Annotated in this window: 22 protein-coding genes; 5 read left to right on the top strand and 17 right to left on the bottom strand. The window is 75.2% G+C overall.

The window, feature by feature from the left end:
* Positions 1-46 precede the first annotated feature (46 nt).
* A complete protein-coding gene (locus AAHH18_RS15390; protein WP_222171291.1) occupies positions 47-1318 on the top strand; it encodes a DUF4032 domain-containing protein in 1272 nt (423 codons plus the stop codon).
* A 41-nt stretch (positions 1319-1359) separates the two neighbouring features.
* Here AAHH18_RS15390 and AAHH18_RS15385 read toward each other — a convergent pair whose 3' ends face one another.
* From AAHH18_RS15385 to AAHH18_RS15370, 4 genes are read right to left on the bottom strand one after another with little or no spacing between them, the layout of a single operon-like run.
* Entirely contained in the window at positions 1360-1842 is a 483-nt protein-coding gene (locus tag AAHH18_RS15385; protein WP_343302206.1) for a pyridoxamine 5'-phosphate oxidase family protein, read from the bottom strand.
* A gap of 51 nt (positions 1843-1893) precedes the next feature.
* The gene (gene rlmB, locus AAHH18_RS15380) at positions 1894-2889 is read right to left on the bottom strand and encodes a 23S rRNA (guanosine(2251)-2'-O)-methyltransferase RlmB (RefSeq protein WP_343302205.1); all 996 of its coding nucleotides are present in this window, start codon (positions 2887-2889) and stop codon (positions 1894-1896) included.
* Positions 2889-4331: a cysteine--tRNA ligase gene (gene cysS, locus AAHH18_RS15375; protein ID WP_343302204.1), complete on the bottom strand. Its 1443-nt coding sequence runs from the start codon at positions 4329-4331 to the stop codon at positions 2889-2891. The genes rlmB and cysS overlap by 1 nt, the downstream gene beginning before the upstream one ends.
* Positions 4332-4342: 11 nt before the next feature.
* Positions 4343-5257, bottom strand: coding sequence for a LysR family transcriptional regulator (locus AAHH18_RS15370; RefSeq protein WP_343302203.1), 915 nt, complete (start codon positions 5255-5257; stop codon positions 4343-4345).
* A 72-nt stretch (positions 5258-5329) separates the two neighbouring features.
* Between AAHH18_RS15370 and AAHH18_RS15365 the strand changes: the two genes are divergently transcribed.
* Entirely contained in the window at positions 5330-6307 is a 978-nt protein-coding gene (locus AAHH18_RS15365; protein WP_343302202.1) for an EamA family transporter, read from the top strand.
* Positions 6308-6718: 411 nt separating this feature from the next.
* Here the strand turns inward: AAHH18_RS15365 and ispF are convergent, their stop codons facing one another.
* Genes ispF through AAHH18_RS15350 form a run of 3 tightly spaced genes read right to left on the bottom strand, consistent with a single transcriptional unit; the run spans position 6719 to position 8427 of the window.
* Positions 6719-7210, bottom strand: coding sequence for a 2-C-methyl-D-erythritol 2,4-cyclodiphosphate synthase (ispF, locus tag AAHH18_RS15360; protein ID WP_343302201.1), 492 nt, complete (start codon positions 7208-7210; stop codon positions 6719-6721).
* Positions 7207-7923 (bottom strand): 2-C-methyl-D-erythritol 4-phosphate cytidylyltransferase, encoded by a 717-nt coding sequence (ispD, locus tag AAHH18_RS15355; RefSeq protein ID WP_343302200.1) that lies wholly within the window; start codon positions 7921-7923, stop codon positions 7207-7209. Before ispD ends, ispF begins: the two co-directional genes overlap by 4 nt.
* A gap of 21 nt (positions 7924-7944) precedes the next feature.
* A complete protein-coding gene (locus AAHH18_RS15350; RefSeq protein WP_013769765.1) occupies positions 7945-8427 on the bottom strand; it encodes a CarD family transcriptional regulator in 483 nt (160 codons plus the stop codon).
* A gap of 364 nt (positions 8428-8791) precedes the next feature.
* Between AAHH18_RS15350 and AAHH18_RS15345 the strand changes: the two genes are divergently transcribed.
* Positions 8792-9274 (top strand): hypothetical protein, encoded by a 483-nt coding sequence (locus AAHH18_RS15345; RefSeq protein WP_343302199.1) that lies wholly within the window; start codon positions 8792-8794, stop codon positions 9272-9274.
* Between the two features lie 187 nt (positions 9275-9461).
* Here AAHH18_RS15345 and pstB read toward each other — a convergent pair whose 3' ends face one another.
* The 6 genes from pstB to AAHH18_RS15315 all read right to left on the bottom strand — a co-directional run bounded on the left by pstB (position 9462) and on the right by AAHH18_RS15315 (position 15580).
* On the bottom strand, positions 9462-10241 hold the full coding sequence (gene pstB / locus AAHH18_RS15340; RefSeq protein ID WP_283321580.1) for a phosphate ABC transporter ATP-binding protein PstB: 780 nt from the start codon (positions 10239-10241) through the stop codon (positions 9462-9464).
* Between the two features lie 41 nt (positions 10242-10282).
* Positions 10283-11251, bottom strand: a complete 969-nt coding sequence (gene pstA / locus AAHH18_RS15335) for a phosphate ABC transporter permease PstA (protein ID WP_343302198.1) — start codon at positions 11249-11251, stop codon at positions 10283-10285.
* A 1-nt stretch (position 11252) separates the two neighbouring features.
* Entirely contained in the window at positions 11253-12266 is a 1014-nt protein-coding gene (gene pstC / locus AAHH18_RS15330; RefSeq protein ID WP_343302197.1) for a phosphate ABC transporter permease subunit PstC, read from the bottom strand.
* Between the two features lie 115 nt (positions 12267-12381).
* Positions 12382-13497 (bottom strand): phosphate ABC transporter substrate-binding protein PstS, encoded by a 1116-nt coding sequence (pstS, locus tag AAHH18_RS15325; protein WP_283321582.1) that lies wholly within the window; start codon positions 13495-13497, stop codon positions 12382-12384.
* A 156-nt stretch (positions 13498-13653) separates the two neighbouring features.
* Positions 13654-14370: a response regulator transcription factor gene (locus AAHH18_RS15320; RefSeq protein WP_343302196.1), complete on the bottom strand. Its 717-nt coding sequence runs from the start codon at positions 14368-14370 to the stop codon at positions 13654-13656.
* 4 nt (positions 14371-14374) lie between these two features.
* Entirely contained in the window at positions 14375-15580 is a 1206-nt protein-coding gene (locus tag AAHH18_RS15315) for a sensor histidine kinase (protein ID WP_343302195.1), read from the bottom strand.
* A 193-nt stretch (positions 15581-15773) separates the two neighbouring features.
* On the opposite strand from AAHH18_RS15315, the gene phoU reads away from it, so the two are divergent.
* Positions 15774-16439: a phosphate signaling complex protein PhoU gene (phoU, locus tag AAHH18_RS15310; protein WP_283321584.1), complete on the top strand. Its 666-nt coding sequence runs from the start codon at positions 15774-15776 to the stop codon at positions 16437-16439.
* Positions 16440-16527: 88 nt separating this feature from the next.
* On the opposite strand, the gene AAHH18_RS15305 is transcribed toward phoU, so the two are convergent.
* Positions 16528-17268 (bottom strand): phosphoglyceromutase, encoded by a 741-nt coding sequence (locus AAHH18_RS15305; protein ID WP_283321585.1) that lies wholly within the window; start codon positions 17266-17268, stop codon positions 16528-16530.
* On the opposite strand from AAHH18_RS15305, the gene AAHH18_RS15300 reads away from it, so the two are divergent.
* Positions 17267-17797, top strand: a complete 531-nt coding sequence (locus AAHH18_RS15300; protein ID WP_343302194.1) for a nitroreductase family deazaflavin-dependent oxidoreductase — start codon at positions 17267-17269, stop codon at positions 17795-17797. The two genes, AAHH18_RS15305 and AAHH18_RS15300, sit on opposite strands and share 2 nt — an antisense overlap.
* A 51-nt stretch (positions 17798-17848) precedes the next feature.
* Here AAHH18_RS15300 and mshA read toward each other — a convergent pair whose 3' ends face one another.
* The 3 genes from mshA to AAHH18_RS15285 form a co-directional block, all read right to left on the bottom strand.
* Positions 17849-19087, bottom strand: a complete 1239-nt coding sequence (mshA, locus tag AAHH18_RS15295; RefSeq protein WP_343302211.1) for a D-inositol-3-phosphate glycosyltransferase — start codon at positions 19085-19087, stop codon at positions 17849-17851.
* 137 nt (positions 19088-19224) lie between these two features.
* A complete protein-coding gene (locus AAHH18_RS15290) occupies positions 19225-20646 on the bottom strand; it encodes a sugar porter family MFS transporter (RefSeq protein WP_343302193.1) in 1422 nt (473 codons plus the stop codon).
* Positions 20643-21707 carry a lactonase family protein gene (locus AAHH18_RS15285; protein WP_343302192.1) on the bottom strand — a complete coding sequence of 355 codons (1065 nt, stop codon included), beginning with the start codon at positions 21705-21707 and terminating at the stop codon, positions 20643-20645. The genes AAHH18_RS15290 and AAHH18_RS15285 overlap by 4 nt, the downstream gene beginning before the upstream one ends.
* Between the last annotated feature and the right edge of the window lie 238 nt (positions 21708-21945).

Raw genomic sequence — 21945 nt, 5'->3', positions numbered from 1 at the left:
ACACCACCGGCCCCGCCCCTTCGTCGTCGGATGGGAGAATCACCCCATGACCCCTCGCACGCGCCTGCAGATCACCGCGGCCGCGCCGGACCCGGCCCTGCTCGACCTCCCGTGGGACGTCCCGCTGGCGGACTGGCCCGCGGACCAGCTCGCCGCGCTGCCCCGAGGCATCTCCCGGCACACGGTGCGGTTCGCGCGGCTGTCCGGGCGGGTCATCGCGATCAAGGAGATCGGCGAGACGGTCGCGTACCGCGAGTACGAGCTGCTGCGCCAGCTCGGCCGCCTCGACGTGCCGAGCGTGGAGCCGGTCGGCGTCATCACCGGTCGCACCTCCCCCGACGGCGAGCCGCTCGAGGCCGTGCTCATCACGAAGCACCTGCGGTTCTCGCTGCCCTACCGCGCGCTGTTCAGCCAGTCGCTGCGCCCCGACACCGCGACCCGGCTCATCGACGCCCTCGCGGTGCTGCTCGTGCGGCTGCACCTCGCGGGCTTCTACTGGGGCGACGTGTCCCTGTCGAACACGCTGTTCCGGCGGGACGCGGAGACGTTCGCGGCGTACCTCGTCGACGCGGAGACCGGGGACCTGCACGACAGCCTCACGGACGGGCAGCGGGGCTACGACCTCGAGGTCGCGCGCGTCAACATCATCGGCGAGCTCATGGACCTGCAGGCCGGCGAGTTCCTCGAGGAGGAGGTCGACGCGGTCGCGATCGGCGACATGCTCGCGGAGCGCTACACCGAGCTCTGGACCGCCCTGACCAGCTCCGAGTGGTTCGGGCTCGACGAGCGGTGGCGCGTGCAGGCGCGCATCGAGCGGCTCAACGACCTGGGGTTCGACGTCGGCGAGCTCGACATCACCACCGACATCGACGGCACCTCCGTGCGCATCCAGCCGAAGGTCGTCGACGCCGGCCACCACTCCCGGCGGCTCATGCGGCTCACCGGGCTCGACGTCCAGGAGAACCAGGCGCGTCGCCTGCTCAACGACCTGGACCAGTTCCGCGCCGCGACGGACCGGCAGAACGACGACGAGACGTTCGTCGCGCACGACTGGCTGACGGAGGTCTTCGAGCCCGCCGTCCGGGCCGTGCCGCGCGCCCTGCGCCCCAAGCTCGAGCCCGCGCAGATCTACCACGAGCTGCTCGACCACCGGTGGTTCCTGTCCGAGCAGGAGCGGCGGGACGTGCCGATGCAGGAGGCCGTGCGGTCCTACATCGCGACGATCCTGCCGAACCGGCCGGACGAGGAGGCCGTGCTCGGCGTCTCCCCCGCCGACCTGCGCGAGGACACGGACGTCATCCCGGTCGTCCGGGACTGACGGCCCGCCGCGCGACGGGGCCGCGGTCCGCGGGCCGCACGTCAGAGCTCGACGCGCTCGTTCTCGCCCTCGAGGCGCTCCCCGCGGACCTTCGCGCGCACGAAGCTGAGCAGCGTCGCCAGCCGCCCGCCCGGCGCGTCCCAGTACTCGGCGGACTCCGCGCGCACGCGCAGCAGCACCGACTCCGCCGACTCCGGGCCCTGCGGGAGCCACGCCTCGACGCCGGCGCTCCACAGCTCGCGCTTCTTGTCGACGTCGTCGACGAGCTCCGCGGTCCCCGCGACGGAGACCCAGGTGGCGCCGGACCCGACCGCGACGTTCACCCGCGGCTCGTACGCGACGTGCGCGAGCTTGCGCGACCCGCGCTCGGCGAAGAACCACAGGTCGCCGTCGAACTCGACTTCCTGCAGCGCCATCGGGCGGGCGACGAGGGTCCCGTCGGGGGCGAGCGTGGTCAGCACCCCCAGGCGCTGGTCGCGCAGCAGCTCGGCGACGGTCCGGACGGCGGTGTCGTGGTCGGTCATACCGCCATCGTCCGTCGCCGCCGGCCGGGCCGCACCCGGGAGGCCCGGGCGTCAGGACGCGCGGTGCCGCGCGACCTCGTACAGCGCGATGCCGGCCGCGACCCCCGCGTTGAGCGACTCGACCTCGGAGGCGATCGGGATGGAGGCGATGGCGTCGCAGTGCTCGCGCACGAGCCGCGACAGGCCCTTGCCCTCGGAGCCGACGACGAGCACCAGCGGGTCGGTGGCGTACGGCAGGTCGCCGATCGCGACGTCGCCGCCGCCGTCCAGGCCCACGACGAAGCAGCCGGCCTCGTGCAGCCGCTCCAGGGCCCGCACGAGGTTCGTCGCCCGCGCGACGGGCACCCGCGCGGCGGCGCCGGCGGAGACCTTCCACGCCGACGCCGTCACGCCGGCCGACCGGCGCTCGGGCACCAGCACGCCGTGCGCGCCGAACGCGCCGGCCGAGCGCAGCACCGCGCCGAGGTTGCGGGGGTCGGTGACGCCGTCGAGCGCGACGACCAGCGGCGCGCGGTCGCTCGCCGCGGCGGCGTCCAGCAGGTCCTCGACGTCGCCGTACTCGTACGGCGGCACCTGCAGGGCCACGCCCTGGTGCACGGCGCCGTCCGTCATGCGGTCGAGCTCCGGCTTGGTGACCTCGAGCAGCGGGTAGCCCTCGTCGGCCGCCGTCCGCAGGATCTCGCGCGTGCGGTCGTCGCCCTCCAGCCGGGTCGCGATGTACACGGCGGACACCGGGATGCCGGCGCGCAGGGCCTCCAGCACGGAGTTCCGCCCCGCGACGACCTCCGTGACCGAGCCGGTGCGGTTGCGCCCGCCCCCGGACCCGCCGCGGCCCGTCGGCCGGCCCCCGGAGCGACCGCCGGCGGCCTGCCGGCGCTCGGCCGCGGCCTTCCGCTTCGCCGCCGGGTGGTACTCGCGCTCCTCCGCCTTGGGGGTCGGGCCGCGGCCCTCGAGCGCGCGGCGGCGCTGGCCGCCCGAACCGACGGTCGCGCCCTTCTTGGAGCCCGCCTTGCGGGTGGCGCCTCGGCGCTGGGAGTTGCCGGCCATCAGTCCTCGTCCTCGGTGGTGGGGCGCGCGGCCAGGGACCAGCGCGCGCCGGTGGCGGAGTCCTCGACGGCCACCCCGGCGGCCGCGAGTCGGTCACGGATCGCGTCGGCGGTCGCCCAGTCCCGGGCGGCGCGCGCGGCGGCGCGGGCGTCCAGCTCGGCGCGCACCAGCGCGTCGAGGGCGGCCGCGTGGCGGTCGTCGGTGGTGCCGGCAGCCCACTGGGGGCCGGCCGGGTCGAGCCCGAGCACGTCGAGCATCGCCCGCACGGAGACGAGCTCCGCGCGGACCGCCGCGTCGTCCCCGGAGGCGAGCGCGGTGTTGCCGGCCCGCAGGTGCTCGTGCACGACCGCGAGCGCGGCGGGCACGTTGAGGTCGTCGTCGAGCGCGGCGGCGAAGCCCTCGGGGAGCTCCGCGGCGGAGAGCTCGGCCGCGGTGACCTCGCCCGGGACGCGCTCGGCGGCGCGCTCCACGAAGCCGGCGAGCCGGTCCCACGTGGCCTCGGACTCCGCGAGCGTGTCGGCCGTCCACTCCAGCATCGAGCGGTACTGCACCGCGGTGAGCGCGTACCGGACCACGGCCGGGCGCACCGACTCCAGCAGCACGCTGACCAGCAGCCCGTTGCCGAGCGACTTGCTCATCTTCGCGCCGGACTGCGTGACCCAGCCGTTGTGCAGCCAGTACCGCGCGAACCCGTAGCCGGCCGCGCGGGACTGCGCCTGCTCGTTCTCGTGGTGCGGGAACCGCAGGTCCAGGCCGCCGCCGTGGATGTCGAACGTGTCACCCAGGTAGCGCTGCGCCATCGCCGAGCACTCCAGGTGCCAGCCCGGGCGGCCGCGGCCGAACGGGGTGTCCCAGGCGGCGGTGGCCGGCTCCCCGGGCTTCGACGCCTTCCAGAGCGCGAAGTCGTGCGGGTCGCGCTTGTCGTCCGCCGTGCCGTCGGGCGCCGGGGCCATGTCGTCGAGCCGCTGGCTGGTCAGCGAGCCGTAGTCGGCGTACGACCGCACGTCGAAGTACACGTCGCCCTCGGCCGCAACGTACGCGTGGCCGGTGTCGACCAGGCGCTGCATGAGCGCCACCATCGCGGGGACGTGACCCGTGGCGCGCGGCTCGTACGTCGGGGGCAGCACGCCGAGCGCGTCGTAGGCCGCTGTGAACGCCCGCTCGTTCTGCATCGCCCACGCCCACCACGCGACGCCGGCCTCCGCGGAGCGGGCCAGGATCTTGTCGTCGATGTCCGTGACGTTCCGCACGAGCGTGACGTCGTGGCCCGTGCGGCGCAGCCACCGGACCAGCACGTCGAACGCCACCGCGGACCGGACGTGCCCGATGTGCGGCGGGGCCTGCACGGTCGCGCCGCACAGGTAGATGCCGACCCGGCCCGGGACCACGGGGACGAAGTCGCGCACCTCGCGGGTGGCGGTGTCGAACAGGCGCAGGCTCACGAGGGTCAAGGCTACCGGGGGCCGGTGCCGGTGGCGGCGCCGAACCGGGCGGCCTCCGCGCGCAGGGCCTCCAGCACGCGGCGGACGACGCGGCGCTCGACCCGGTCCGGCCGGGCCAGCACGTCGATCCGCCGCCCGGCACGGACCCCCGCGAGCGGGACCAGGCGGGCCCCGCGGCGACCCGCCGTGAACCGCGGCAGCAGGCTGACCCCGTGCCCGGCGGCGACGAGCGCCTCGACGACGCCGAAGTCGTTGAACCGCTGCACCACCCGCAGCGGGGCGCCCGCCGCCGCGGCGACCACGTCGAGCACGCCCGCGACCGGGAAGCCCTCCCGCACGGCGATCCAGGGCTCGCCGGTGAGGTCCGCCGGCGTGACCGTCGCGCGGGAGGCCAGCGGGTGGTCCGGCGGCAGCGCGACGTCGAGCGGCTCGCGCAGCAGCGGGACCGCGCGCACGCCGGCCGGCCAGGGCGCGGCGTCGTCCGGGCGGTGCGCCACCACGAGGTCGAAGTCGGCGGTCAGCGCGGCGAACCGGTCCTGGGCGACGTCCTCGTCCCCGAGCTCGACGTCCACGCCGTCCATCGCCGCGACGCGCGTCAGCAGCCCGGGCAGCAGCAGCTCCGCGCCCGACTGGAACGACGCGACCCGCACCACGCCGTGCGGCGCGGAGCGGAACGCCTCGACCGCCGCCTCGGCCCGCTCCAGCGCGACCGCGACGTCGAGGGCGGCGTCCGCCAGGGCGTGCCCCGGTCCGGTCAGGCGGATGCCGCGACCGACCCGCTCGACGACGTCCGCGCCCGCCTCGCGGGACAGGGCGCGCAGCTGCTGCGAGACCGCGGAGGGCGTCAGGTGCAGCGCCGCGGCCGCCGCCGTGACGCCGCCGCGGTCCCGGACCGCCCGGAGCGTGGCCAGGTGCCGCGTGTCCATGCAGCGACGCTACACGGTCTGTGTTCGATCTTTCGATGGTGCTGGACGATGCGGCCCGGGCAGCATCAGCACATGCCGACCCGCGACCGCCTGCTCGCCCTCACCGTTGCCGTCATCTGGGGGCTGAACTTCCCGGCGATCCACCTGTCGCTCGAGCAGTTCCCGCCGTTCTTCCTGGTCGCGCTGCGGTTCGCCCTGCTCGCCGTGCCGACGCTGCTGCTCGTGCCCCGGCCGGACGTCCGGCTGCGGTGGCTGCTCGGGTACGGCGTCGGGTTCGGGGTGCTGCAGTTCGCGTTCCTCTACCTCGCCATGCACACCGGCATGCCGACGGGCCTCGCGTCGCTCGTGCTGCAGGCCTCCGCCCCGTTCACCGTCCTGCTGGGCGCCGTGCTGCTGCGCGAGCGGGTCAGCGCCCGCCAGGCGCTCGGCGTGGCGGTCGCGCTCGCGGGGCTGGGGGGCATCGCCGCGCTGCGGGCCGGGGCCGGGGCGTCCGCCGGGCTGCTGCCCGTGGTGCTCACGCTGTGCGGGGCCCTGGGGTGGGCGTTCGGCAACGTCGCCAGCCGGCAGGCGCAGCCCGGCAGCCCGCTGCGGTTCATGCTCTGGATGTCCGTCGTCCCGCCGCTGCCGATGCTCGCGCTGTCGCTGGTCGTGGACGGCCCGTCGGCGATCGCGCGGTCCGTGACGACGCTCGGCACGCCGACCGCCGCGTGGGCGCTCGGCGGGCTGGCGTTCACGGTGCTGGTCGCGACCGTCGTGGGCTCCGGGATCTGGACGGCGCTGCTCGCCCGCCACCCCTCCGGCGTCGTCGCCCCGTTCTCGCTGCTCGTGCCGGTCGTCGGGATCGGGACGTCCTGGGCGTTCCTCGGGGAGCGGCCGGCAGCCGGGGAGCTGCTGCTCGGCGCGGTGATCGTCGGGGGCGTCCTGGTCGCGACCCGGCCCCCGCGCCGGGGCGGGAGCCCGGCCGGCGGGACGTCGCCCGGCGGGACGCGCGCACCCCTCGAGCGCACGGCACCGGACCCGCTGCACCGCCACGCCCCGCACCCGGCCTAGGTCCCGGGCCCGGGCCTGCGCGGCCGGCCGGCCGGTCGGTCGTCGGTCGTCGGTCGTCGACATCGCAGCAGACGCGGGGCTCAGGGCCGCGAACCCCGCACCTGCCGCAACCTCGACGCGCACGGCCCCGGGCCGCACAGGCCGCGAGAGGCCAGAAGGCGGGCCCGCAGCCCGCGCCCGGCCCCCGGGTTCTGGCCGCTCGACACCTGGCCGACCGGACCCGCCCCGCCCGATCAGGGCCGCGGCGGGCACCGGCGTCGCCGCAGGCGCGGGCCTCGCGGTGCGGGACCCCGCACCTGCTGCGCCCCCGACGAGCACGGACCCGCTGGGTCCAGGTCACGAGCGGGCGGCAGCGGGCCGCCACGCGCGCGCGGCCCCCGGTGGCCGGTCGGGGGCTCTCGCCCCGTGGGCTCAGGCGCGCGGGGCGACGAGGGCGGTCGCGATCGCGGCGACGCCCTCGCCCCGGCCGGTGAGGCCGAGGCCGTCGGTCGTCGTCGCGGACACCGACACCGGCGCCCCGGCGGCGGCGGACAGCGCGGCCTCCGCCTCGGCGCGCCGGGGCCCGAGCCGCGGCCTGGTCCCGATCACCTGGACGGCGACGTTGCCGATCTCGAACCCCGCCTCGCGGACCAGCCGGGCGGCCTCGGCGAGCAGGGCGGTCCCCGCCGCGCCGGCCCACTCGGGCCGCGACGTCCCGAACACCGAGCCGAGGTCGCCCACGGCGGCGGCGGACAGCAGCGCGTCCGCGGCGGCGTGAGCGGCGACGTCGGCGTCGGAGTGCCCGGCGAGCGGGCGTTCGCCGGGCCACGCGAGCCCCGCGAGGTGCAGGACCGCCCCGGGCGCGGGGTCCGGGTCGTAGCCGTGGACGTCCACGCCGACGCCGGTGCGCGGCAGCCCGCTCACGCCCGCACCCCGGCGCGCGCCACCAGCTCGGCGACCGCGAGGTCCCGCGGTGTCGTGATCTTCGCGGCGGACTCGTCACCGGGCACGACCCACACCTGCTCGCCGAGCGCCTCGACCAGGGCGGCGTCGTCGGTGGCAGCGGTCGCCTCGTCCGCGGCGCGGTGGGACCCGGCCGCGTGCGCCGCGTCGAGCAGCGCCCTGTCGAAGCCCTGCGGGGTCTGCACGGCACGCAGCGCGGCACGTGCGACGGTCGCGACGACGGGCGCGGCGCCGTCGCGGTGCTCGCCGACCTGCTTGACGGTGTCCGTCACGGGCAGCCCGGGCACGACCGCCCGGTGCCCCGCCCGGACGGCCCGCTCCACCGACCGGACGAGCGCGGGTGACGCGAGCCCCCGCGCCGCGTCGTGCACGAGCACCACGTCGGCGTCGGGCGGCACGGCGGCGAGCCCGGCCGCCACGGAGGCCTGCCGGGACGCCGCGTCCCCCTCGACGAGCACGACGGGCACGTCCACGTCGCCGAGGGCGGCCCGGAACACGTCGGTGCACCCGGGCGGCACCGTGACCACGACGGACGCGATCACGCCCGAGGCCGCCAGCCGGCGTGCGGCGTGCTGCACGAGCGGCACCCCGCCCACCTCGGCGAGAGCCTTCGGCCCGGGCAGCCCGAGCCGTGTCCCGCTGCCGGCGGCGGTCAGGATCGCGGCGGTCGACATGCGCGCGTGGTCAGCGCGGGGTCAGGACGCGAGCACCTCGTCGAGGATGGCCTCGGCCTTCTCCTCCTCGGTGTGCTCGGCGAGCGCGAGCTCCGAGACGAGGATCTGCCGGGCCTTCGCCAGCATGCGCTTCTCGCCCGCGGACAGCCCGCGGTCGGCGTCCCGGCGGGACAGGTCGCGCACGACCTCGGCGACCTTGATGACGTCGCCGGACGCGAGCTTCTCCAGGTTCGCCTTGTAGCGGCGGGACCAGTTGGTCGGCTCCTCCGTGTACGGGGCGCGCAGCACCTCGAACACCCGGTCCAGGCCCTCCTGGCCCACGACGTCACGCACACCCACGAGGTCGACGTTCTCCGCCGGCACCTCGATGGTCAGGTCACCCTGGGCGACCTTCAGCTTGAGGTAGATCTTGTCCTCGCCGCGGATGGTCCTGGTCTTGATCTCCTCGATCAGCGCTGCACCGTGGTGCGGGTAGACAACAGTCTCCCCAACAGTGAAAGTCATCTGCAGGTGTCCCCTTTCGCGGAAGCCCAGTCTACCACGTGGACCTGGGGGGACTTCGTGGAGATCTCCGGCGTTTGCCCTGGTCAGAGCGTTGTGGGCCTCGTCAGGGGTCCGACACGCCGGGCGGAGCGCGCGCATCCGGCGTCGCGCGTGGCTAGTCTCCGACCAGGCCTATACCGCGCTCCTGAGCCCTGTGACCTGCGGCGACGGTGACCGCAGGCCGTCGCCGCCGTCGCGGCCCCGCCCGCCACCGGGCCGTGCGGAGCGGCGCCAAGCCCACGTAGGCTCAGCACCGCACGCCCCCGCGTGCGCCCGAGCGTCCGCGCACCGCAGCGCCCCGTCGTCCGACACCCGAGGAGTCACCGTGGCCCGCAGCCGCACGTCCACCCGTCCCGTCCTCGCCGGCGCGGTCGTCGTCCTGGCGGCCGCCCTGACCGGGTGCTCCGCCACGAACGAGATCACGTCGATGGACGCGTACTCCGCGTCGGACGGCGTGCGGGCGACGCTCGGCACCGTGACCGCCGAGAACCTGCTGCTGGTGGCCGCCGGCGCCGACGAGCCGGGCGCGCTGCAGGGCGCGCTGTCCAACCGCGGCGACGACGGCGTGACGGTGACGGTCGTCCTCGGCGAGGACAGCGCGCGCGTGTGGCTGCCCGCCGGCGACACCGTCCTGTTCGGAGGCTCCGACGGGGACGAGGTCGTGCTGACGACGCCCGTGGCCCCCGGCGCGGTCGCCGACGTGACCCTCAGCACCGGGGCGGACGGCGAGGTCGGCGTCCCGGTGCCGGTGCTCGACGGCACGCTCCCGGAGTACGCCGACCTCGTGCCGGCGGCCGACGGCGCCTGACACCCGCCGCCCGGCCCCGCGGCCACACAGCCGGGGTCCGGCACCCGGGGCGGCGGCGTCCCCCGGGCACGCCGGTCCCGCGCGGCGCGACGGCGCGCCCCCCGACGACGCCCCGCGCGCCTCACGACGGACAGCAGCCCCCTCCCGGTCCACCGGGAGGGGGCTGCTGACGTCCGGGGACGCCCCGTCAGCCGAAGCGGCCCGAGATGTAGTCCTCGGTCGCCTGCTCCTTCGGCGACGAGAACATCGTCGCCGTGTCGTCGATCTCGATGAGCCGCCCGGGCTGGCCCGTGCCCGCGATGTTGAAGAACGCCGTCTTCTCGGACACGCGCGCGGCCTGCTGCATGTTGTGGGTGACGATCACGATCGTGTACTGCGACTTCAGCTCGGCGATGAGGTCCTCGATCGCGAGCGTCGAGATGGGGTCGAGCGCCGAGCAGGGCTCGTCCATGAGCAGCACCTGCGGCTTGACCGCGATGGCCCGCGCGATGCAGAGGCGCTGCTGCTGGCCGCCGGACAGCCCGGAGCCGGGGCGGTCGAGGCGGTCCTTCACCTCGTTCCAGAGGTTCGCCCCGCGCAGGGACTGCTCGACGAGGTCGTTCGCGTCGCCCTTCGAGATCCGCCGGTTGTTGAGGCGGATGCCGGCGAGCACGTTCTCGGCGATCGACATGGTGGGGAACGGGTTCGGCCGCTGGAACACCATGCCGACCTGACGCCGGACGGCCACCGGGTCGATGTCCGCGCCGTACAGGTCGACGCCCTCGACGGCGACGGTGCCCTCGACGCGGGCACCGGGGATCACCTCGTGCATCCGGTTGAGGGTGCGCAGGAACGTCGACTTGCCGCAGCCGGACGGGCCGATGAACGCGGTGACCGAGCGGGGCTCGATGGTCATGTCCACGTCGGCCACGGCGCGGAACGAGCCGTAGAAGATGTTGAGGTTCTTGACGTCGATGCGCTGGGCCATCGGGTCGTCTCCTTGCCGGTCAGAGGGGGAGGTCGGGGAGGTCAGCGGGCCTTCGGCGCGAACCAGCGGTTGACGAGACGTCCCACGAGGTTCAGCAGCATGACGATGAGGAACAGCGTGAGGGCCGCCGCCCACGCCCGCTGGAGGTTGATGTCGGGTACGCACGCCAGGTCGTCGGCGGAGCACGGCACGAGACCCTGGGCGTACTGCCGGTACACGTAGACGGGCAGCGTCATCATGCGGCCGTCGAACAGGTTGGTGTTGATGGAGTCGACGACGCCGACGGTGAGCAGCAGCGGCGCGGTCTCGCCGATGACGCGGGCGATCGCCAGCATGACGCCGGTGGTGAGGCCCGCGACGGAGGTCCGCAGCACGACCTTGATGATCGTGAGCCAGCGCGGCACGCCCAGGGCCAGCGACGCCTCGCGCAGCTCGTTCGGCACGAGCCGCAGCATCTCCTCGCTGGAGCGGATGACCACGGGGATCATCAGCACCGACAGCGCGACGGAGCCGACGAGGCCCATCCGCACGCCGGGCCCGAAGATGAGCGCGAACAGCGCGTAGGCGAACAGGCCGGCGACGATCGACGGGATGCCGGTCATGACGTCGACGAGGAACGTGATGAGCCGGGCCAGGGCGCCCCGCCCGTACTCGACGAGGTAGATCGCGGCGAGCAGGCCGATCGGCACCGAGATCAACGTCGCGAACAGCGTGATCAGCAGGGTGCCGACGATCGCGTGGTAGATGCCGCCCGCGTCCATGCCGCCGTAGACGCCGCGCATGGAGTACAGCAGGAAGTCGGCGTTCATCCGGCCGATGCCGCGGGACACCACGGTCCACGTGAGCGAGATCAGCGGCAGCATCGCGAGCAGGAACGCCCCGGTGACCAGGATGCGCATGACGACGTCGGTGCGCCGGCGGCGCCGGTCGGTGGTCTGCAGCAGCTCGCGCAGCGTGGCGGAGCCGTCGGCGGCGGGGCCGGCGGGCGTCGCGGGGGTGGTGGCGGTCATGTCAGTTGGCCCCCGAGAAGTCCTTGCGCCGCGCGACGATCGCGCGGGCGGCCATGTTCACGGCCAGGGTGATGACGAACAGCGCCAGGCCGGTCGCGATGAGCGTCGCGACGCCGGTCTGGTTCGCCTCCGGGAACTGCGCGGCGATGTTCGCGGCGATGGTCTGCTGCTGACCCGCGGCGAGCAGCTGGAACGAGTAGAGGAACCCGGGCGACAGGATCATCAGCACGGCCATGGTCTCGCCGAGCGCGCGGCCCAGGCCGAGCATGGCGGCCGACACGATGCCGGAGCGGGCGAACGGCAGCACGGCCATCCGCACCATCTCCCACTGCGTCGCGCCGAGGGCCAGCGCGGCCTCCTCGTGCAGGCGCGGCGTCTGCAGGAACACCTCGCGGCAGATCGCGGTGATGATCGGCAGGATCATGACGGCCAGCACCACGCCGACGGTCATCATCACGCGGCCCGTCGGGGAGACCGCGCCGGAGAAGAACGGGATCCAGCCGAGGTACCTCCCGAGGACCTCCCACAGCGGCTGCACCAGCGGGCTGAGCACCAGCCCGCCCCACAGGCCGTAGACGACCGAGGGGATCGCGGCCAGCAGGTCGACCACGTAGCCGAGGGCGGTCGCGAGGCGCCGCGGGGCGTAGTGGGAGATGAACAGGGCGATCCCGATGGCGACCGGGGTGGACAGCAGCAGGGCGAGCGCGGCGGCGAGCAGGGAGCCGAAGACCAGCGGCCCCACGAAGCCGAGCAGGGACGTGTCGTCCGGGAACCAGCTGACCGCGTCCGCGAGGTCGGCCGGGTCCGCGCTGAGCGCCGGCCACGCCCGCTGCACGAGGAACACCGCGACCGCGGCGAGGATCACGAGGATCAGGACGCCCGCGCCGGTGGCGAGCCACCGGAACACGCGGCTGCCGCCACGGTCCGCGGGGCGGTTCCTCCCGCGGCGGGCGGCGGCGGCCGGGTCCGCGGCCGGCCGGGGGGTCCCCGTCGTGCGGGGCTGGGTGCTGGTCACACTGTCTCCAGGGGGAGGGGGAGGAGCGGGCCTTCGCGCCGAGGGCCGGCCCACGCGTGTGGACCGGCCGCGGGCGGGACCGGCGGCCGGGTCGCGGCCGCCGGTCCCCTCCGGCTCAGGACGCCAGGGTGATCGCGTCGATCGACGCCTGGACGTCGGTGCGCAGCGCGTCGGAGATCGGCGCGGACCCCGCGGCGGACTCGGAGGCCGACTGGCCCTCGGCGCTGGCGATGTACGTGGCGAAGGCCTTGACCAGGTCCACGTCCTCCTGGGTGTCGTACGCCTGGCACACGACCAGGTACGACGCGAGGATCAGCGGGTAGGCGCCGTCGGCGGTCGTCTCGCGATCGATCGCGATGACGATGTCGCCCTCCTCGCGGGTCTCGTCGCGCGGCGAGGCGTCGAGCGCGGCCGCCGCGGCCTCCTCGGTCGGCGCGACGAACGAGTCGCCGACGCCGATGGAGACGATGCCGAGGTCGCCGGCCTTCGAGGCGTCGGCGTAGCCGATGGTGCCGTCGCCGCCCTGGACGGCCTGGATCAGGCCGGAGGTCTGGGCGCCGGACTCGCCGCCGTCGATCGGCCAGTCACCGGAGGGCTCGTCCGCCCAGGCACCGCCGGACGCGGCGGCCAGGTACTCGGTGAAGTTCTCCGTGGTGCCCGACTCGTCGGAGCGGTGCACGGGCGTGATGGCGGTGCTCGGCAGCGTCACGTCCGGGTTGGCCTCGGCGATCTCCGGCGCGTCCCACGTGGTGATGGTGCCGTTGAAGATGTTCGCGATGGTCTCGGCCGACAGGTTCAGGGAGTCGACGCCCTCGAGGTTGAAGACCACGGCGATCGGGGAGATGTAGACCGGCAGGTCGACGGCGTTCGAGCCGAAGCAGCGCTCCTGCGCCTGGGCCAGCTCGTCCTCGTCCAGCGCGGCGTCCGAGCCCGCGAAGGCCACGGAGCCGTCGAGGAACGACGTGCGGCCGCCGCCGGAGCCGACGGGGTCGTACGAGACGGTGACGTCGGGGTTCGCGCTCTGGAACCCGGCGCGCCAGGCCTCCATGGCCGACTCCTGCGACGAGGCGCCCGCGCCGACGAGCTCGCCGGACAGCGAGGTGTCGGAACCGGTGTCGGTGCCGCCGGTCGAGCCGGAGCCGGTCGGGTCGTCCGAACCACATGCCGTGAGGGAGAGGGCGACGACGCCGGCGAGGGCGAGGGCACCCGTACGACCGCGGTTGAGCTTCACGTTGTTCCGTCCTGTCGTGACGCGGCGCGCACCCGTCTGTGCGCGACCTGACGCCGACGCTAGGGAGCGGAGGTGACCAGCCCTCCGTCGCCCGGTGAACCCCAGGTGAACGACCGGCCAATCCTGGCGGGCACCCGTCGCCGCGGACGCGGGCGGCTACGCGGGCCCGTCGTCGAGCAGCTTGTAGCCCAGGCCCCGGACGGTCACGAGCAGGGTGGGGTTCGCGGGGTCGGGCTCGATCTTCGCGCGCACGCGCTTCACGTGGACGTCGAGGGTCTTGGTGTCCCCCACGTAGTCGGTGCCCCACACGCGGTCGATGAGCTGCCCCCGGGTGAGGACCCGGCCGGCGTTGCGCAGCAGCAGCTCGAGCAGCTCGAACTCCTTGAGCGGGAACGCGACGACCTGGTCGCCGACCGTGACGGTGTGCCGCTCGACGTCCATCCGGACCGGGCCGGCCGCCAGCACGCCGTCGTCCTCGTCGTCGTCCGGGGCGGGCGCCGCGGCCGCCGGTGCCTGGCGGCGGCGCAGCACGGCGCGCACCCGTGCCAGCAGCTCCCGCGAGGAGTACGGCTTGGTGACGTAGTCGTCCGCGCCGAGCTCCAGGCCGACGACCTTGTCGATCTCCCCGTCCTTCGCGGTCAGCATGATGACGGGGACGTCGCTGCGCGCCCGCAGCTGGCGGCAGACCTCCGTGCCGGACAGCCCGGGCAGCATGAGGTCGAGCAGCACCAGGTCGGCGCCCTCGGCGTCGAACGCGGTCAGGGCGTCCGGGCCCGTCGCGGCGGTGGTGACCTCGAAGCCCTCGCGGCCCAGCAGGTAGGCCAGCGGGTCGCGGTACGACTCCTCGTCCTCGACGAGCAGGATGCGGGTCACGGGGTCAGTCCTCCGGGGTGGGGTCGGCGGGTCGGGCGGCGGGGCCGTCGTCGGGGCGGTCGGGCACGGTCTGGGGGGCGGGGCGGGCCGCCTCGGGCAGCCGCAGCGTGAACGTCGACCCGCGCCCCGGCTGCGACCACACCTGCACGTCGCCCCCGTGGTCCGCGGCGACGTGCTTGACGATCGACAGGCCCAGGCCGGTGCCGCCGGTGTCGCGGCTGCGCGCCGGGTCCACGCGGTAGAACCGCTCGAACACGCGCTCCTGCTCCTCCGCCGAGATGCCGATGCCCTGGTCGACGACGGCGATCTCGACGAGGCCCTCGCACGTCCGCACGCCGACGCCGACGTGGGTCCCCTCCGGGGAGTACGACACGGCGTTGTCGAGCAGGTTCCGCACGGCCTGCACCAGCATCGTGTGGTCGCCGAACACCTGCGCGCCCGTCTCCCCCCCGACGTCGAACGCCATCTCCTTGGCGGCCGCGCCGGTGCGCGCGCGGTCCACGGCCTCCGCGACGACCTCGTCCACGTCCACCACCGCGATGTCCTGCAGCGCGCCGGCCACCTGCAGCCGCGACAGCTCGAGGATCTCGTGCACCAGCGCCGAGAGCCGGGCGGACTCCCCGACCATCCGGCCCGCGAACCGCCGGACCGCGACGGGGTCGTCCGCGGCGTCCTGCACGGTCTCGGCGAGCAGCGACAGCGCGCCCACCGGCGTCTTCAGCTCGTGGGACACGTTCACGACGAAGTCGCGGCGGATCGCCTCCAGCCGCCGGGCCTGCGTCCGGTCCTCCGCCAGCACCAGCAGCAGCCCCGGCCCGACCTGCGCGACCCGCACCTGCAGCATGAGCGTCCCCGGGCCGAGCGGACCGCGGGGCAGCTCCAGCTCCTCGTCCCGGATGACGCCGGTGCGCCGCACGTCCGCGATGAGGTCGCGCACGGCGGGGTGCACCACGGCGCCGTCCCGCACCACGTTCAGCGCGTACGCGGGCGGGCTCGCGCGCACGACCCGGTCGTCGTCGTCGAGCACGACCGCCGCGGACCGCAGCACCGCGAGCACCCGGACGAGGCCGTCGTCGAGCTCCCGCTCCGGCGGCTCGGGGAGCGTGTGCTGCGCGCGCTCGCTCCAGCGGAACGCCAGCGTCGCGCCGATGCCCGTCACCAGGCCGAGCGCGCCGGCGAGCAGCACGACGAAGCCGTTGAGACCCTCCACGTGCGTCAGCGTACGGTCGCCGCGGGGGTGCCACGGGCCGTGCGGGCCCGCGCCGGGCCGCGCGGCGCCCAGTGTTCACCGCCGTTCACCTGGGGGCGGCCGATCGTTCACCGCGCCGTTCACCTGGTCGTGCGAGCGTGGCACCCGGACTGTTCTGTGCCCAGACGCGCGCACGCGCGGACGAGAGGAAACCATGCGGGAGATCTTCGACGCCGAGCTCAAGCAGCTCGGTGACGACCTGGTCGCGATGAGCCGGCGGGTCGAGCACGCGATCGCGGCGGCCGGGCAGGCGCTGCTGCGCCAGGACCTGGCCCTCGCCGAGACCGTCATCGCCGACGACCTGGCGATCGACGCGCTGGAGCGGGACCTCGACGAGCGCTGCGTCCTGCTGCTCGCCCAGCAGCAGCCGGTCGCCACGGACCTGCGGGTCGTCGTGTCGGCGCTGCGGATGAGCGCCACCCTGGAGCGCATGGGCGACCTCGCCCGGCACGTCGCCCAGGTGGCGCGGGCCCGCTACCCCCACGGGGCGATCGACCCGGCGCTCATCGGGGTGTTCACGGAGATGAACGACGCGGCGGTGCGGGTGGCCCAGCGCACCACGCAGGTGCTCAGCACGCACGACCTCGCCGAGGCCGAGGGCATCGAGCGGGACGACGACCTGCTCGACAGCCTGCACGAGGAGACGTTCCGCGTCCTGCTCGGCGGCTCCTGGACGGGCACGCCCCAGCAGACCGTCGACGTCACGCTGGTCGGCCGGTACTACGAGCGGTTCGGGGACCACGCCGTGTCCGTCGCGCGGCGCATCGTGTTCCTCGTGACCGGCGAGTTCGCCGCGGAGCGTTCCGCCACCACGCGCTGACACCGCCGCCCCGCGCCGGGGCGGAGACGACGAGGGCCCGGTCCGACGGCTGTCGGACCGGGCCCTCGTGCGTGCGTGCGACCGGGGCTCAGCGGCCCTGGTTGGCGACCGCGGCGATGGCCTCCGCGGCGGCGTCCGGGTCGAGGTACGTGCCGCCCGGGTTCGTGGGCTTCAGCGTCTCCTCGTCCAGGTGGTAGACCAGCGGGATGCCCGTCGGGATGTTGATCCCGGCGATCGTCGCGTCGTCCACGTCGTCGAGGTACTTCACGATCGCGCGGATCGAGTTGCCGTGCGCGGCCACGAGCGTGGTCTTGCCGGCCTTGAGGTCCGGGACGATGTCCGACTGCCAGTACGGCAGCGCGCGGTCGAGCACCTGCTTGAGGGCCTCCGCCCGCGGGATCGGCTCACCGGCGTAGCGCGGGTCCTGGTCCTGCGAGAACTCCGAGCCGAGCTCGATGTCCGGCGGCGGCACGTCGTACGACCGGCGCCAGAGCATGAACTGCTCCTCGCCGTACTGCTGCAGGGTCTGCTTCTTGTCCTTGCCCTGCAGGTCGCCGTAGTGGCGCTCGTTCAGGCGCCACGAGCGCTTGACCGGGATCCACAGGCGGTCGGCGGTGTCGAGCGCGTAGTTCGCGGTCATGATCGCGCGACGCAGCAGCGAGGTGTGCACGACGTCCGGGAGCACACCCGCGCCGGTCAGCAGGGTGCCGCCGCGCTTGGCCTCCGCGACGCCCTTCTCGGACAGCGCGACGTCGACCCAGCCGGTGAACAGGTTCTTGGCGTTCCATTCGCTCTCGCCGTGGCGGAGCAGAACGAGGGTGTAGGTCATGGGTCCCATCCTGCCGCACCCGGCCGCGACGCGTCGGGGGACGTTCGGCCCGCGGAACACGGCCGGCCCGGTGCGCGTTGTCGCGGTCATGCCGATCACCGGAGAGTACGCACCGAGCACCGACACCCGGACCCGCGAGCAGGTGGCGCTCTACGAGAGCTCCGGCGGCACGCAGGGCACGACGATGCGCGGGATGCCCGTCGTCGTCGTCACCATGCGGGGCGCGGCGTCCGGCAAGGTCCGCAAGATCCCGCTGATGCGCGTCGAGCACGACGGCACCTACGCGGTCGTGGCGTCGCTCGGCGGCGCGCCGAAGCACCCCGTCTGGTACCGGAACCTGCTGGCCGACCCGCGCGTCGAGCTGCAGGACGGCCCGGAGCGGCGCGACTACGTGGCGCGCGAGGTCACGGGCGCCGAGCGGGACCTGTGGTGGGACCGCGCCGTCGCGGCCTACCCCGACTACGCGGACTACCAGCGCCGGACCGAGCGCGTGATCCCCGTGCTCGTGCTCGAGCCCGTCGGGGCCTGACCCCGGGCACCCCGGGCGCGGGCCCTGCCGGGCTCCCGCCCGGGGCGTGCGTCAGAGCACGACGCGGGCGCGCCGCTCGGAGGCGAGGGCGTAGACCTTGAGCACCTGCTCGGCCGTCGCGTCCCAGCCGTACTGCTCGGCGACCCTCCGCGCGCCCCGCCGCCACGGGCCGCGCACCGCCGGGTCGGCGAGCGTCGTCGCGAGCGCGTCGGCCCACACGGCCGGGTCGTGGCCGCGGACCTGACGGCCGGAGACCCCGTCCTGCACCACCGACCGCAGCCCGCCGACCGCCGACGCGACGACGGGGGTGCCGGCGGCCTGCGCCTCGACGGCGACCAGGCCGAAGGACTCGGACCGCGACGGCATCGCGACCACGTCGGCGGCGGCGAACCACCGCGCCAGCTCCGCACGCGGGACCGGCGGACGGAACAGCACGTGCTCCGCGACCCCCTCGGTGGCGGCGAGCGCCTGCAGCTCCCGCAGCGCCGAGGCCCGGCCGCTGGGCCCGCCCAGGACCACCAGCAGCGGCAGCGGGCGGCCGGTCGCGCGCAGCACGCCGAGCGCGCGCACCAGCACGTCCGGCGCCTTCAGCGGCTGGACGCGGCCGGCGAACAGCACCACGTCCCGGTCCGCCGGCAGGCCCAGCTCCCGGCGCAGGTCCGCGACGTCACCGGGCCACGGCCGGAAGGCCCGCAGGTCGACCCCCGGCGCCACGACGTGCACCCGCTCCGGGTCCGCGTCGTACATGCCGACCAGGTCGTGCGCCTCCTCGGCGGTGCTGGCGACCAGCGCGTCCGCGGCGGCGACCACCTGCTCCTCGCCGATGACGCGCGTCGCCGGCTCGGGGCTGTCCCCCGGGGCGAGCGCGGCGTTCTTCACCCGCGCCATCGTGTGCATCGTGTGGACGAGCGGCACGTCCCACCGCTCCGCCGCGAGCCAGCCCACCTGGCCGGAGAGCCAGTAGTGGGAGTGCACCACGTCGAACCAGCCCGCGGGTCGCGTCGCGCCGAACCGCAGCACGCCGGCCGCCATGGCGCAGAGCTGGCCCGGCAGGTCGTTCTTGTCGAGCCCCTCGTACGGCCCCGCGGGGACGTGGTGCACGAGCACCTGGTCGGCGGTCCCGTCGAGCGGCACCGTCTCCGGCAGCGCGGACGAGGTCGCGCGCGTGAAGATCTCCACCGCGGCGCCCCGGCGCGCCAGGGCCCGTGAGAGCTCCGCCACGTAGACGTTCATCCCGCCGGCGTCGCCCGTGCCCGGCTGGTCGAGCGGCGACGTGTGCACCGACAGCATGGCGATGCGCTGCTGCGGCACGGCGGGCTCCTGCGGGCGACGGACGGTGGACTGCTCCCATTGTCCGTCATCCGCGGGGTCCCGCGACGCGGACCGCGCACACCGGGGGCGCCCGGGGCACGCCCAGGGCCGGCGCGTCAGGCGCGAGCGGCCCGGAAGTCCTCCTCGAGCTGCTCCAGCGACCGGTCCCGCGTCTCGGGCAGCACGAACCGCACGAACAGCCACGACAGCACGTTGAGGCCGGCGAACACGAGGAACGTCCCGTTGACGCCGATGCCCGCGACGACCGTCGGGAAGAACCCGGAGATCACGGCGTTCGACGTCCAGTTCCAGAAGACGCACAGCCCGATCGCGAACCCGCGCACCCGCAGCGGGAACAGCTCGGCCAGGACCACCCAGCACACCAGCCCGACGGACGCCTGGTTGAAGCCGACGAACAGCACCAGGAACGCCGTGACGGCCACCGAGCGGCCCGGCCCCTCCGGCAGCGCCGCCGAGCACAGGGCGATCATCAGGTGCGACGCGATGATGCCGGTGAGGCCCACCAGCAGCAGCGAGCGGCGGGTGACGCGGTTGATGACGCGCAGCCCGATCAGCATGCCCGCCACCGAGAACACCCCGTTGAGCACGTTCGCGACCAGCGCCACGTCGCCGGAGAAGCCGGACTCCCGCAGCAGCTGGGTGCCGTAGTACATGACGGCGTTGATCCCGCCGAGCTGGTTCACGACCGCCACGCCGATGCCGACGAGCACGAGCCGGCGCACCCACGGCAGCCGCAGCTCGGACCAGCCGCTGCGCGCCGGCGACTCCGCACGCTCCTGCTCGACGAGCTCGCGCACCTCCAGCAGCTCCGCGGCCGCGCGCCCCGGGTCACGCACCTGACGCAGGACCGCGAGCGCGTCGTCGTCCCGGCCGCGGCTCAGCAGCCAGCGCGGCGACTCCGGCATCCGCAGCATCCCCGCGAACAGCGCGACGGCCGGCACCGCCTGGACGGCGAGCATGTACCGCCACACGCCCGCGTGGTCCGACCACACCGTGCCGATGACCGCGTTGACGACGAACGCCGCGAGCTGACCGACGACGATGGCGATCTCGTTGCGGCCCGTGATCGCGCCGCGGCGCTCCGTCGGCGCCAGCTCCGCCAGGTACACCGGCACCGTCACGGACGCGCCACCCACGGCCGCACCGAGCACCAGCCGCATCGGCACCATGACCTCGAACGACGGCGCCGCGACGCTGCCCAGCGCCCCGAGGAAGAACACCACGGCCAGCAGGACGAGCGTGCGCCGCCGCCCCAGCCGGTCCGCGAGCCGCCCGCAGACCAGCGCCCCGAGCGCCGCACCGACCAGCAGGCTGCTCGTCACCAGCCCCTCGGTCGCGGGCGTGAGCCCCAGGTCCGCCACCATCGGGTCGAGCGCCCCGTTGATGACACCCGTGTCGTAGCCGAACAGCAGGCCGCCGAATGTCGCGACCACCGTGATGACGTCGAGCCGCCGCAGGTGCGGCCCGGGCAGCAGCGGGGGCAGCGCGCGGCGCGCGCCCTCCGGGACCGCGGTCATGCCGGCACGACGCAGGCCGGGGCCGGCAGGGGCACGCGGGAGACGACCGCACCGTCGCGCAGGACCGTGAGCGTGTCCCCGCGCTCGTCCGCCACCACGGTCCAGCCGTCGACCACCGCGAAGTGGCGGGGCCACGCGCCGGGCAGCGCCGTCTGGCCGGCCGGGGCGAGCGTGCCGTCCGGGGCGGGCGCGAAGGTGGCGAGCACGTCCGCGCCACGCGTCGCCACCAGCACACGGTCGCCCACGCGGTCGATGTGGGACGGCAGCGGCCTACCGCCGGACCCGGTGCCGGCGCCGTCCTCGGAGGCGGGGACGTGCTGCACCACCCGGCCGGACGCCGTCGCCGCGTCCCAGGCCAGCACCGCCACCGTGACGTCGAGCTCGCACGCGACGTACGCGATCCGGCCGTCCGCGGAGAACACCAGGTGCCGCGGGCCGGAGCCGGGACGCAGCGTCGCGGCGACGCCGTCCTCGGTGAGCAGCCCCGTGCCCGCGTCGCGCCGGTACCGGCGGATCTCGTCCGTGCCGAGGTCGCACACCAGCAGGTGGGCGCCGTCCGGGGTCAGGGCGGCGAAGTGGGCGTGGGACGCCTCCTGGCGGCCGGTGTCCGGGCCGGAGCCCTCGTGCGTCAGCACCTGGGCGGGGTCACCGGCGGCCGGGCCCTCCGGGCCGATCGCCAGGACGGCCACCGACCCCGACGAGTAGTTCGCCACGTAGGCCACCCGGCCCGCCGGGTCGAGCAGCACGTGGCACGGGTCGTCGCCGCCGCTCGACGCCGAGCCCGCGGGCGCCAGGCCCGGCCGGCCGTCGGGTCCCGCGACCACGCGGAAGGCGGACACCGTCCCGGCGGCGTGCTCGCCGACCGCGAGCAGCAGGCCGGCCTGCCGGTCGACGGCCACGAACGAGGGCGCGGGCGACTCGACGACCAGCACGGGTCGGCCCAGCTGCCCCGTGCCCGTGTCGAGCGCGACGCGCCAGATGCCCTCCCCGACCCCGGCGGGCGTCCCCGCGCCGGCCGAGGGGTAGGTCCCGATCCACAGGTCGCGCAGGTGCTCCGTCACGGCGAGGACTCTAGGCGACACCACCCCCACCCGCCGCGCCCACCCCCTCTCCCCCCTCCCCACCAGCACCGTCGGAGGCTCCGGCGGGTCGGCGTGGTGCTCCGCGGACCACCGCGATCCCGCGCGCCCACCACCGCGCACGTTCGGAGCCTCCGAGCGGATCCCCACTGCCCGCGCCCCCACACCCCCGCGCACCCGCACGCACCCGCGCACCCGCGCACCCGCGCCGTCCAGGCAG

The sequence above is a fragment of the Cellulomonas olei genome, from assembly GCF_039548315.1.
In the GTDB taxonomy this organism is placed as follows: domain Bacteria; phylum Actinomycetota; class Actinomycetes; order Actinomycetales; family Cellulomonadaceae; genus Cellulomonas.
The sequence above is the reverse complement of the archived record's forward strand: the minus strand, read 5'-3'. Positions and strand labels throughout refer to the sequence as shown.